The following is a 12,498-nucleotide window of genomic DNA, read 5'->3' as shown; positions in this document are numbered from 1 at the left end:
TTAAGATGGCAATTGAGAGCGGATAATAAATTTAAATATTTTATCTCGGTCCAACGAGGTTACTTCCTTGAATTTAAGCCCCATCTGGCACTTTTTAGAATTCTCATCCATGGCATCTATCCAGGATACCCTGGTTAACGCTTTAATGACTTCCTGGTCACCGGGCAATACAAAGTTTACTCCGATAACGATGCGCTGCATAAGCAAGTCGGACAACCAACCGATGTCAGGCACCACTCCGCACAGAAGTATGCCGCCACCGCTGATATTATTGGTAACGCCCTGATAGATATCTTCTATTTTCGGGTCTTGTATATGCTTGGCCAGAAATTTATAACGAACCGGAATATCCGCCCTGACACGAACGTATTCACGCCGATCCTGATCAAAAAATGATGACATATCAGTTTCTCCTCTGGCAACCTATAATATAATCGCTGAAGCTATCGCGGCAAATTACTTGCCGGTATAAATCGGACGACGTTTCTGTACAACTGAAGTTAACCCCTCGTAAGCATCTTTAGTAGAAAATATTTCGTTAAGATGCGAAAGCTCCAGATTCAAACCGTCTTCCAAGTGACCAATCAACCCCTGGTCAATCAGCTCATTAGCCAGTTTCAGCGCTATTGGCGCTTTAAAGGATATCTTTTTCGCCAGCTTGGCCTCAAGTGGGTCGGTGCTATCAGCTAATTTACCGCCCAGCAGGTCGGTGACTTTGGCGTCATCGAATATCGCCTTAATTTTAGTAGTTTCAGGTGAAACGATAATCGTCGCCTGGAACTGCTCCCGAGGTTGAGAAGAAGCGGCAATTTCATTTATCCGCCCAGCCAACTCGGTGCAGGGCACAGACATAGCCAGCCCGAACTCCTGAGCTTTGATATTATTTATGATATCACCGGTAAAAACCAGATATTTAGCCAGTGCTTTGCCGACAAGCCGGGGCAAACGCTGAGTCCCGCCCAGGCCCGGATAAATACCGATACCGGTTTCCGGGAAACCGATAGACGCACGCTCGGTCATTAAAATAATATCACAGGCCAATGCCAGTTCAGCACCGCCGCCCAAGGCTAAACCATCCAAAACAGCTATAGTCAGTCTGCGGGATTTATCAATGTGATACAATACATCTTTGCCCTTACCGGTGAACCTTATGATGTCATCGATACGCTTCGCCTCAATTTTCTTCACGAAATAGGTTATATCGGCCCCGGCCACAAAGGCCTTTCCTTTGCCCTTGAATACAATGGCTCTTACCCGATGATTGCTTTCGGCTTCGTTGTAAGCATTACCCAGCTGATGAACAACTTCCTCGTTAAGAGCATTCATCGCCTCGGGCCGGTTAATAGTTATGTATGCAATATTGTCCTTAACTGACAGCTCAACCAGCTTAAATTGCCACGGCTGAGCTCCCTGCTTTGATAGAATTTTCGGTACGCTGATATTATATTTATCGGTAACGGTTTTAGAATATTGCTGGGCTTTGTCCATCCCGGCCTCATTCATCATTTCAAAAGGCCCCTTTTCCCAGCGCAGACCTATCTTGGCTCCGCGGTCGGTATCCTCAATGCTGGCTACGCCTTCATCAACCAACTGCGACGCTACATAAAACACCACACCCATAAATCGTTCTGAAATGGCCTGTATTTTTGATTCCTCGATTTTCCCTTCAAGATTCCATTTCTGCCCAGATTCAAACTGCTTCTTAAGTAATGGAGCTGTGGCATAGAATTTCCCCAGTTCCTTATTCAACGTTTCGGTTGAGTGGAAAGCAATCGGAACTCCGGTCACGTTCATGAGCAGGAACGGCCCCATACCGATATGGAAAGCACGCTTGGCCGCTTCGTCGATGGTCGGAATATTACCCATATTTTCCTCGAGCATCCGAGCGGCTTCATTAAGCCAAGGAACAAAAAAGCGGTTTACGGCAAAGCCCGGCGCATCCTTAACCAAAATAGCAGTCTTACCAGTAAGATTAGCGAACTCATCTGCTTTATCCAAGGTTTCGGCAGTTGTCTTCGAACCCGGAATAATCTCCAGTAAACGATTCTTTGCGGGATGATAAAAATAGTGAAGACCCAGGAATTTATCATGCCGGCGGGTAGACTGAGACAGGTCATTTATCTTAAACGATGAAGTATTTGATGCAAAAACAGTATTCGGACCGCACAAACTATCCAACTTGCTAAATAAATCCTTCTTAACCTTTTCATCTTCAAATACGGCTTCAATAATTAAATCGGCATCCTTAAGATCATTAATATCCGTACTACCCTTAATCCGGCCAAGTATTTGAGCGGCTTTATCCGGGCTGAATAATTTCTTCTGGACCCCTTCCTCAAGAAGAGTCTTTATACTGATCAAACCGCGTTCAACGAATTCCGGCTTAATATCCAGCATAACTACCGGCAAACCAGAGCTGGCTATTTTCTGAACAATCCCAGCACCCATCGTACCGGCCCCGATAACTCCTATTTTATTGAATTTCATATGCTATTCTGGCTGTGCCAGACCAAGACCCATTTGCTTCAATCGCATCATTATTTCATCCAAAGAAGTCTGTCCGAAATTACGCACACCCAGAAAATCATGTTCTGTTTTTTGGACCAAATCTCCTAGCGTATATATTTTCATCTTATCTAACGCCGACCGAACCCGCGCCGACCAGTCAATTTCAAATACTGACTTATTCAAGAGGCTATCAGTCTTCTGTGGTGCAGCAAGAACCTGCCCGCGCGCCATTGATTCTATACTGAAAGTTTCACCCGGAATTGCCAGAGTAAGCCCGCGTCTCGCCAAAAGGTCTTTTATCTCGGACAAGGATTTTTGGCCGAAGTTTTCTATTTTCAGCAGATCTTCCTCAGATTTTTTCACTAAATCTCCCAGGCTCTTCACTTCAAGTTTTTCCATAAGTTTCTTGCTGCGCATGGATAATCTGAAATCCGTAAGCGGTTGATTCAACAACTGTCTCAAAGCCAATTCTTTACGCTTCAACTCTTCGTCATAGAACATGTCACCGGCGGCCTCAACGTCGCCTAGAAATAACCTGGCACGAGCGTGGTTCGGATAAGAAGCAACCACCTTATGATAACACTCTCGAGCTTTTTCAAGTTCCCCTTTATCCTCATACAAAATACCCATATTCAAAAGAGCATTAGTATAGGCATAACTTTCCGTCCTGATTTGCTTATAAAGATTAATGGCTTCCTCATCCTGGCCATTCAGGTCTGAATTATAGGCAAGCCTAAAAATACTTGGCGCATGATTCTTATCAATCCGCAAAGCACTCTGGTATTCCTTTTCCGCGTCCTCGTACTTGCCCATATACTCCAGAGCCAATCCGGAGTAGTAATGAAATTCAGCATTATTCCGACAATCTTTCTTGATTTTCTGTATCAACTCATAAGCTTCCTCTGCTTCGCCCAGTTTTATTTTTACATCAACATAAGGGAACACTATTTCAAGTTCCCCGGACGAATCCTTGTACAATTTAGCCAGCAGATCCTTCGCCTTGTGGTAATAACCAATATCAAAATAAGCTAAAGCCAAAAAGTAATCAGATTCCTTTCCACGATGCGCATCCTCTAATACTCGCAAGGCATCTTCTGTTTTACTAAGTATCCACAGGCTAACACCCTTCCGCGTCTCTGCCTTTGTTGGTGAAAGCTTCCTCGACTTTTCATTTGAAAAGTCACTTAACGCTTTTTCGAACCTCGAAAAATACTTATTTGACTGGTAAATTTTACCTCGCAGTTTCAGTATCTCATCTAAGCCCAGATTTTCGTTTTCAAATAATGCACTTAACGCAGCGTCTTCTTTTACTACGGCCATAGAAATCACTCCTAATCTATTTATCAACTCCTAAAACTGTTACGGTTCCGACCTGCATCAAATCGCCCCAGGCCTGGGCTAAACCGCGCCTTGGGTTACCCGGCACCTGCCTGGCCCCAGCTTCATGCCTTAATTGCCAAAAAAGTTCGGCAACCTTCATCAAACCAGCCGCGGCAATTGGATTTCCCACACCCAAAAGACCACCAGACGGACAAACCGGAAGATCACCATTTCGCTGGGTTACACCGCTAGCTGTCAGCTTAGCGGCCTCACCTTTCTTACAAAAACCTAATCCCTCTAAATGATGTAATTCTTTGTAGGCAAATGGGTCGTAAGGTTCAACTATGTTAATTTCCTTACGAGGTTCTTTTATGCCGGCCATATTATACGCCATACGCGCAGCTTTTTCAACGTATGTCGGGAAATAAAGGTCACGGTTAGTCCAGTAGGCTGAGTCAAGACTCCAACCAACCCCTTCAATCCAAACCGGCTTCCTAGTTATTTTCTTGGCTTTTTCTTCCGATGCCAATACTAGCGCTACAGCTCCGTCCGTTACCGGACTTACCATTAAGCGATGAACCGGCCAAGCAAGAATTTCGGAAGCTAAAATATCCTTCACGGTAAGATTAGCTCCTAAAAGAGCGGACGGATGGTCTAACGCATTCTTTTTATTCTTAACGGCTACCAAAGCAATTTCTTCAAGTGATATACCGTGAACAGACATATATCTGTTCATTTCAAGAGCGAATATCCAGATAAGATTTGGCCCAAGCGGACGTTCAGTAGTATGATCAAAAATAGATAAAAATGCCGATTGAGGATGAGGCTGTAAAGGAGACATTTTCTCTTCACACACAACCAGACATGTATCAAACATTCCCGACGCAATATTATACCAGCCTTGTATAGGCGTAAAAACTCCGGTTCCGCCGCCCACATAAGACCTCATATAAGGTTTACGATAAGCACCGCTGGCATCCGAAAGATATTCGCCCTTCATATGCACACCATCAAACGCATCCGGACCCGTGCCATGACAAACGCAATCAATTTTATCTAACGTAAGCTCACATGAATCAAGCGCCATCTTTGTCGCATTATAAGTAATTTCTTTTGGCGTTTCAAGAGCACGCCTAACAAACTTAGTAATCCCGGCGCCAACTACTGCCACTTTTCTTAAACCCATAATTCCTCCGATACTATATTTAATTACTTTCTCAGAATTACTACTGCTCCGGTCGTAGTCGGTATACCGCGCCAGCTCTGAACAAGAGCTGTCTTGGGATTATTTAATTGCCTTTTACCGGCATCCTTTCGTAATTGGATTATGGCTTCAATTGCCCGGTAAAGGCCGGTAGCTTCGAGCATATTTCCCCAGCCCAGGCTACCACCAGAGACATTAACGGGCAAATTCCCTTTTATACCAGTGGCTCCGCTTTCCAGAATTTTACCGCTTTCTCCAAACTTACAAATATTCAATGCTTCTAAATGCTGCAGTTCTTTATACGCGTAAGTGTCGTCAATTTCGAATAAGTCTATCTGGGAAGCTGGGTTTTTTATACCAGCCATTTTATACGCCTGTTCTGCAGCCAGCCTGGTATAAACCGCATGAACCCAATCTCTTGTTTCAAGCCAAGGCGTATCCGAATTCCAACCCACACCACTAATCCATACAGGATCAGCCTTTAATTTTAAATCCTTTAATTTTTCTTCTGAAATAAGAACCATAACAATAGCTACGTCTGAGTGCTCACTGATGTGAAACCGGTTCAAAGGGCTTGATACAGGCTCAGAACACAACACATCATCCATAGTAATTTGCGTTGCAAATACTCCGCCTGGATTCAAAAACGCGTTGGTTCGATTCTTTACCACAACCTGGGCGCACTGTTCGATTGTGTTCCCGCTCTCATGAAGATATCGGTTCATTTCCATTCCGGCTATATAATGCGGATTAACACTGAGCGGACGATTAAATACCGGATCAGTAGCAAAGTTTATTATTTGGTCATGATTAACAATATTCGAAGCTTTACTGTGCGTTTCAACCACAGCTATATCAAATAATCCCGTCATAACCTGCATGTAGGCAGCGGCTAAACCCTGAAGCCCATCACCGGCAATTGTGTGAACCGGCTTTAAGGGAACTCCAAGCTGATCGGGCGTATATTCGTCAAATATGCTGACACCTTCGTTAAAGTCTTCCGCACAAGTCGTTACACACTGAACATCCTGAGCGGTAACCCCCGCTTCGGCGTAGGCTCTTACGGCCGCTTCGTATGTCATCTCTCGGTATGACAAATCGGGTGTAGCAACCCTAGGTATTGAATATCCGATTCCGGCAATTGCAACCCGTCTTTTTCCTGAAACATCTGCCATATCGCCATTCCTTTCATAAAGGACTCAAGCCAGTAAAACCATAGCGTACAGTATATACTTATCGAAAAGTTGCGCTCTCCCGATCTATTCAAGCTAAAACTGACTTACTATTTAATACGGTAACCTGTTTGGAATCTTTTCGATTTCCTGACTGCAGTATTCAAATAGTTAATAATTTCTTTAAGAGGTGCACCGGGTGTAAAAAGCCTACCGATGCCATTTTTAGTAAGTTTTCTTATATCCTCATCAGGTATAATTCCACCACCGGTCAACAACACATCTTTAAGCCCATGTTCCTTCATAAGGTTTTTCACTTTAGGGAATATGGTCATATGCGCTCCGGAAAGAATTGAAAGCGCTACCACATCAACATCTTCCTCTATCGCAGCCTGGACTATCATTTCAGGAGTCTGATGCAACCCGGTATAAATGACTTCCATGCCCGCATCACGAAGGGCACAAGCAACCACTTTCGCTCCGCGGTCATGTCCATCTAACCCCGGCTTACCAATCAAAACCCTTATTTTTCTTTCCATACTATAGATATTTAGCAGGCATTATAAACCATTAGATTATAAAGAGAAATAGGCCTAAAGTCAAGAAAATGAGTTCTTTAGCAGTTATTTTTAGCATTAAATGATGAATTACCAGTAATTTGAGGGTTCCTTATACTCTTTGAATTCTTCCCGCAAAACCTGTATAATCTCGCCCAAAGTCGTATAATTACGGGCGGCATCAAGAAATCTAGGCATTAAATTAGAGCCGTCTTTAGCTGCGTGACGAATGGACTCCAAAGATTCCTTAACCTTTTTGTTATTACGCGATTTATGTAAATTCTTTAAACAATGACACTGTTCACGCTCAACTTTGGCCCTTATTTTTAATACTTCAATCGGCAATCCCTCTTTCTCAACAAAGTCATTTATACCAACGATTATACGCTTCTTCGACTCTATCTCCTGCTGGTACTGGTAAGCCGACTTAGCTATTTCCTTCTGGAAAAACCCCTGCTCTATTGCTGGTATAACCCCTCCTATTTTCTCAATCTGTTCAAAATACCTCTCGGATTCCTGTTCCATTTGATTAGTCAATGCCTCTATGTAATAAGAACCACCTAAAGGATCGATTGTTTTTGTTACCCCGCTCTCACAAGCTATAATCTGTTGAGTACGCAAAGCAATCGTAACGGCTTTTTCCGTAGGTAACGCCAGAGTCTCATCCATAGAGTTTGTATGCAAACTCTGAGTTCCACCTAATACAGCGCTCAACCCCTGATAAGCCGTTCTAATTATATTGTTTTCGGGCTGCTGAGCTGTCAAGGTACACCCGGCCGTCTGAGTATGAAATCTTAAAGTCCAAGAACGAGGATCTTTTGCCTTGTATTTGTCTCTCATGCGCCTGGCCCAGATCCTCCGAGCCGCGCGATATTTGGCAACTTCCTCAAAAAAGTTTAGATGCGAATTAAAAAAGTGCGATAGCCTCGGCGCAAAAACATCAATATCAAGCCCAGCCGCAATACCGGCCTCAACATAGGCGAAACCATCGGCCAACGTAAATGCCAATTCCTGAACCGCAGTAGCCCCAGCTTCTCGAATATGATAACCGCTTATTGATATGGTATTCCATTTTGGAACGTGTTTTGAGCAATGCGCCATTATATCAGTGATAATCCGCATGGACGGCTTAGGCGGAAATATCCATGACTTCTGTGCGATATATTCTTTAAGCAGGTCGTTTTGAATGGTACCCCTCAGCTTAGCCGAAGGCACCCCTTGTTTCTCCCCGACCGCTATATAGAAAGCCAGCAGAATACCAGCCGGCGCATTTATGGTCATTGAGGTCGAGATTTTATCCAGCGGAATACCTTCAAACAGATTTTCCATATCTGCCAATGATGAAATAGCTACTCCGCATCGACCGACTTCGCCCTTGGCCATAAAATGATCGGAATCATACCCCATAATCGTGGGCATATCAAAAGCCACTGAAAGCCCGGTCTGACCCTTGCTAAGCAAAAATTTATATCGTTTATTCGTGTCCTTAGCAGTGCCAAATCCGGAAAATTGCCTCATAGTCCAAAGCTGGCCTAAATACATGTCGGGATGAATACCTCTGGTATAAGGGAATTTACCCGAATCACCAAGATCTCGGGTATAATCAAGATTTGCAACATCGTCAGGGGTGTAAACAATCTTAGTCATAATACTTATCTGGTTTTTACTTTGACCATCCTTAATATCTTGTCCCGAAATTCATAAACATTCCCCTTGCCATTATAAATATTCTTAAGACCCTTGTCAAATATTGCGCTAATCTTATGATGCTTAAGTATTTTATCCTCTAATCCGTTTGAAATCAAAGATTTAACACGATGCTTCAATATTTGTATCCGGCGCTCCTCTAAAAGACCGGCCTTTTCTATTTGCTCCAGATATAGGCTTAATTTATCGACTAACTCCTTTACCCCAATAGCCTTATTAGCTTGAGTCACCATCACGGGTATCTTATTCTTTGTACTTATCTCCAATGTGTTATTAAGATTTGTCACAAAGGCTTCAACACCGGGACGATCGGCCTTATTAACAACAATAATATCGGCTATTTCCATAAGGCCTGCTTTCATGGCCTGTATCGAATCCCCTGATTCCGGCGAAAGAACAACCAATGTTATATCAACAGTTTTAAATATTTCTATTTCGGACTGGCCTACCCCGACTGTTTCAACTATTATATAATCTTTACCGCTGGCCTCAAGCACATCAGTCACCTCAGAAGTGGTACGGCAAATCCCTCCCAGATAACCCCTGGTAGCCATACTCCTGATAAATACTCCATTATCAACTCCCAGCCGCTGCATCCTGATACGATCACCCAGAATCGCACCTCCGCTGAAAATACTGGTTGGATCAACCGCCACTATCCCGACAGTTTTATTGCTTTGGCGCAAAGATAATGTGATTTCATTTACCAGAGTGCTTTTACCAACGCCTGGAGGCCCGGTAACACCTATCCGATAGGCTTTATGTTTAATGCTTGAGTGAATTGACTTAAGAAGTTCCAACGCGCCGCAATTATTATTTTCCACCAGCGAAATAGCCTGGCTGACAGCTAATTTATCGCCCTTCATTATTTTAGCAGTCAATTTTCTCATTTATTTCCTAATAACTCCCGGCTGATAACAAGCTTCTGAATCTCCGAAGTTCCTTCATAAATCTCTGTTACCTTAGCATCCCTGAAATAGCGCTCAACTGAAAATTCCTTGATATAGCCCCAGCCACCGTATATCTGGATTGCCTCCTTGGCGGCTTTATTGCACATGGTCGAAGCAAATAATTTCGCCATGGACGCTTGTTTTGTATGAGGCAATCCACCGTCCCTCAACACTGCTGCCTGGTAAGTAAGCAATCTTGAGGCCTCTATGTCAGTAGCCATTTCAGCTAATTTCCAGCGGATAGCCTCAAATTCAGATATTTTCTTGTCAAACTGCACCCTTTCCTGGCAGTATTTCAATGAGTCATCCAGACAGGCTTGCGCAATCCCGACGCATTGCGTGGCAATTCCGATACGCCCGCTGTTTAATAATCCCATGGCGACATCAAAACCATGATCTTCTTTATCGAGCATATTCCCCGCCGGTACCGGAGTATCATCGAATACTAATTCACACGCAGCGGCTCCGCGCACCCCCATTTTATCCTCCTTAGGCCCGCGCTTAAGCCCGGGCAAATCAGCGTCCACCAAAAATGCCGATATGCCCTTATTTTTAGGAACCGACGGATTGGTTCGGGCAAAAGCCACTATCAGCCCGGCAATCTGTCCGTTGGTCAAAAAGGTCTTAGTCCCATTGAGAATATATTTATCGCCCTTTTTAACCGCGGTCGACTGGAGCGATGCCGCATCGCTTCCGGAATTGGGCTCGGTCAAGGCATAGGCGCCGATAATCTTGCCGCTGGCTAAATCCGGCAGGTATTTCCTCTTCTGCGCTTCAGTGCCATACTTTATTAAAGCATTGCAAACAAGCGAATTATGCACCGATAATGTTACTGAGGTTGAGGCGCAAACATGGCTGATTTCCTCAAGAGCCAGCACCAAGGATAAAAGATCCAATCCGGCCCCGCCGTATTGTTCCGGCACCAGGATACCCCAAAAACCGATTTCTCCCAGCTTCTTAATTATCTCATCTGGGATATTTTGATCACGGTCTATATCCTTAGCCACCTTAGCCAACTCGCTCCGGGCAAAGTCACGAGCCGTATCACGGATAAGCCGTTGCTCTTCAGTCAGGTTAAACATAGAACATTCTAGGTATATTAATACTGCTGATTGTCAATAAAATTGATATGCTTGATTATGCGACCGGATTGCGATTACAGGCCTGCCGACACTAAATATATCCCCTCAAGCGTTAGATTTGGAACAAATATACACTTATCCGCCAAATACGGATTCAGAATAACCGCATCCCCACCGGTAATTATAATTTTAGGTTTGGATTTCAGGCGGCTGGATATCCTTTTTACCACCTCATTAATCAACCCGACCACGCTAAAAAATACCCCTGAAGCCATTGCGGATTCGGTATTATTACCTATGACAGAAACAATCTTATCCATTCGGATTAAAGGCAGTTTCTCACAATTCTGATACAATGCCTGAGCCATCACATTCAAACCCGGCGCGATTACCCCGCCGACAAATTCACCTTTCTTAGAAACCACATCTATAGTAATGGCTGTCCCAACATCAATAACTAAAGTCTGTGTTTTCGTCCTCCGATATGCGGCCAATGCGTTAAGAAGCCTATCCTGCCCTACCATCGAAGAGTTTATCGTCCGGTTAGCTATCGGCACACTCAGATCTTTCCCTATCTTAATTACTCCGATGCCGAAAAGCCTCCTTACCAGCTTAACCACCGACTTATCCATCCTCGGGCAGGTCGAGGCCATAACAGCCACATTTACAGCTGATTTATACGTTGTGTTCGCGGAGCGGTATGGCTCGGTGGCGCCAAATGAAGACAGGTCTTTTACTCCGAATCTGCGGCGAGAAATGAGTTCCCGCAAATCGTTGTGAGCCATTACTTCCGAGGCAACCAGCTTGCCCGAATCATTAAAACATCCAAAATGAACCCGGGAATTACCGACATCAATAGCCAGAATCATATCTTAAAGTTAAAGTCGCCGCCGCTCTGCTGCGACCCTTTGACTATGCCTCTGATTTCGAGCTTAAGCTCGTCCGGATTATCCGCAGCAGCCAGCGCACTTTCCAGGCTTATCAATCCTTCCTGGTAAAGCGACCTAAGTGATTGGTTAAATGTCTGGGTGCCGTAGTATTTTGAACCATCATATATGGCCTTATAAAGTTCCCTGGTCTTGCCTTCGGACAACAGTTCCTTAACAGTCGGGGTTGTCAACATCAATTCAACCGCCGGAACCACGCCCTGCCCGTCCAGTCTGGGCAATAGCCGCTGGGAAATACAACCCATCAAAAGCAACGACATCTGCTGCCTAAGGAAGGTATGCTCGTGCGGCGGATAGAAGTTGAGAATACGTTCCACCGTCTGGTATGCATTCAAGCTGTGAAGCGTGCTGATAACCAGGTGACCAGTTTCGGCCGCGCCGATAGCCGCATCCATCGTGGTTTTATCACGCATTTCGCCGATCATGATTATATCCGGCGCCTGCCTGAGGCAATACTTCAGCGCCGTCGCAAAACTATCCGTATCAATCCCGACCTCACGCTGGTCGAAAACAGCCTTATCCTCGATAAAAAGGTATTCAATCGGGTCTTCAATCGTAATAATATGCTTTGGCACGGTCTGGTTAACGTAGCTAAGCATACTGGCAATGGTCGAAGACTTGCCGCTGCCGGCCGTGCCGGTAACCAGTACTAAACCGCGTGGCGAAAGAATCAATTTCTGTAACTGTGCCGCCGGCATCTTGAGTTTATCCAGGGCCGGGATATTGGACTGGACATAACGAAAAACCATGCCAACATTACCGCGCTGCTTGAATATGTTGGCACGAAACCGGCCCACCCCGAAAACCTCATATGCCGTATCAAGTTCATTCTTATGCTCAAATATCTTGCGCTGCTCCGGAGAAGTTATCTCCTCAAAAACCTTCTTCATTATCTCAACCGTAACCTTCTGGTTGCCCAACGGCTGTATGGTGCCGCTTACCTTCATGGTCGGGATACTGTCCGGCTTCAGGAACATGTCCGATGCCTTGTGCGCTACCATGGTGGCGAATAAAGTCTTGCTGTCAAAAATAGCTTCCATATCATCCTTCC

General features: G+C 44.6%; 11 protein-coding genes. All 11 read right to left on the bottom strand.

The genetic code is table 11. The annotated features are described in order from the left end of the window. A complete protein-coding gene (locus WC980_05845; GenBank protein ID MFA5794574.1) occupies window positions 1–402 on the bottom strand; it encodes a PilZ domain-containing protein in 402 nt (133 codons plus the stop codon). Between the two features lie 54 nt (window positions 403–456). Then, window positions 457–2,487, bottom strand: a complete 2,031-nt coding sequence (locus WC980_05840) for a 3-hydroxyacyl-CoA dehydrogenase NAD-binding domain-containing protein (protein MFA5794573.1) — start codon at window positions 2,485–2,487, stop codon at window positions 457–459. Between the two features lie 3 nt (window positions 2,488–2,490). Beyond that, window positions 2,491–3,828, bottom strand: coding sequence for a DNA-directed RNA polymerase subunit alpha C-terminal domain-containing protein (locus WC980_05835; GenBank protein ID MFA5794572.1), 1,338 nt, complete (start codon window positions 3,826–3,828; stop codon window positions 2,491–2,493). A 16-nt stretch (window positions 3,829–3,844) separates the two neighbouring features. Next, the gene (locus tag WC980_05830; GenBank protein ID MFA5794571.1) at window positions 3,845–5,014 is read right to left on the bottom strand and encodes a thiolase domain-containing protein; all 1,170 of its coding nucleotides are present in this window, start codon (window positions 5,012–5,014) and stop codon (window positions 3,845–3,847) included. 23 nt (window positions 5,015–5,037) lie between these two features. Then, window positions 5,038–6,207 (bottom strand): acetyl-CoA acetyltransferase, encoded by a 1,170-nt coding sequence (locus WC980_05825; protein ID MFA5794570.1) that lies wholly within the window; start codon window positions 6,205–6,207, stop codon window positions 5,038–5,040. 107 nt (window positions 6,208–6,314) lie between these two features. After that, the gene (locus tag WC980_05820; protein MFA5794569.1) at window positions 6,315–6,743 is read right to left on the bottom strand and encodes a cobalamin B12-binding domain-containing protein; all 429 of its coding nucleotides are present in this window, start codon (window positions 6,741–6,743) and stop codon (window positions 6,315–6,317) included. 108 nt (window positions 6,744–6,851) lie between these two features. Beyond that, entirely contained in the window at window positions 6,852–8,408 is a 1,557-nt protein-coding gene (locus WC980_05815) for a methylmalonyl-CoA mutase family protein (GenBank protein MFA5794568.1), read from the bottom strand. Window positions 8,409–8,413: 5 nt separating this feature from the next. After that, window positions 8,414–9,358 carry a methylmalonyl Co-A mutase-associated GTPase MeaB gene (gene meaB, locus WC980_05810; GenBank protein ID MFA5794567.1) on the bottom strand — a complete coding sequence of 315 codons (945 nt, stop codon included), beginning with the start codon at window positions 9,356–9,358 and terminating at the stop codon, window positions 8,414–8,416. Continuing rightward, on the bottom strand, window positions 9,355–10,500 hold the full coding sequence (locus tag WC980_05805) for an acyl-CoA dehydrogenase family protein (GenBank protein MFA5794566.1): 1,146 nt from the start codon (window positions 10,498–10,500) through the stop codon (window positions 9,355–9,357). The genes meaB and WC980_05805 overlap by 4 nt, the downstream gene beginning before the upstream one ends. Before the next feature lie 74 nt (window positions 10,501–10,574). Next, a complete protein-coding gene (locus WC980_05800) occupies window positions 10,575–11,369 on the bottom strand; it encodes a type III pantothenate kinase (protein ID MFA5794565.1) in 795 nt (264 codons plus the stop codon). Beyond that, the gene (locus WC980_05795) at window positions 11,366–12,487 is read right to left on the bottom strand and encodes a PilT/PilU family type 4a pilus ATPase (GenBank protein ID MFA5794564.1); all 1,122 of its coding nucleotides are present in this window, start codon (window positions 12,485–12,487) and stop codon (window positions 11,366–11,368) included. Before WC980_05795 ends, WC980_05800 begins: the two co-directional genes overlap by 4 nt. Window positions 12,488–12,498: the final 11 nt, after the last annotated feature.

The organism is Candidatus Brocadiia bacterium (genome assembly GCA_041658285.1).
GTDB lineage: Bacteria > Planctomycetota > MHYJ01 > JACQXL01 > JACQXL01 > JBBAAP01.
The sequence above is the reverse complement of the archived record's forward strand: the minus strand, read 5'-3'. Positions and strand labels throughout refer to the sequence as shown.

Excerpts from the sequence above, each read along its gene's own strand:
- WC980_05800 (MFA5794565.1), bottom strand. The coding sequence starts at position 11,369 with ATGATTCTGGCTATTGATGTCGGTAATTCCCGGGTTCATTTTGGATGT.
- WC980_05825 (MFA5794570.1), bottom strand. The coding sequence starts at position 6,207 with ATGGCAGATGTTTCAGGAAAAAGACGGGTTGCAATTGCCGGAATCGGA.
- WC980_05820 (MFA5794569.1), bottom strand. The coding sequence starts at position 6,743 with ATGGAAAGAAAAATAAGGGTTTTGATTGGTAAGCCGGGGTTAGATGGA.
- WC980_05815 (MFA5794568.1), bottom strand. The coding sequence starts at position 8,408 with ATGACTAAGATTGTTTACACCCCTGACGATGTTGCAAATCTTGATTAT.
- WC980_05805 (MFA5794566.1), bottom strand. The coding sequence starts at position 10,500 with ATGTTTAACCTGACTGAAGAGCAACGGCTTATCCGTGATACGGCTCGT.
- meaB (MFA5794567.1), bottom strand. The coding sequence starts at position 9,358 with ATGAGAAAATTGACTGCTAAAATAATGAAGGGCGATAAATTAGCTGTC.
- WC980_05835 (MFA5794572.1), bottom strand. The coding sequence starts at position 3,828 with ATGGCCGTAGTAAAAGAAGACGCTGCGTTAAGTGCATTATTTGAAAAC.
- WC980_05845 (MFA5794574.1), bottom strand. The coding sequence starts at position 402 with ATGTCATCATTTTTTGATCAGGATCGGCGTGAATACGTTCGTGTCAGG.
- WC980_05830 (MFA5794571.1), bottom strand. The coding sequence starts at position 5,014 with ATGGGTTTAAGAAAAGTGGCAGTAGTTGGCGCCGGGATTACTAAGTTT.
- WC980_05840 (MFA5794573.1), bottom strand. The coding sequence starts at position 2,487 with ATGAAATTCAATAAAATAGGAGTTATCGGGGCCGGTACGATGGGTGCT.
- WC980_05795 (MFA5794564.1), bottom strand. The coding sequence starts at position 12,487 with ATGGAAGCTATTTTTGACAGCAAGACTTTATTCGCCACCATGGTAGCG.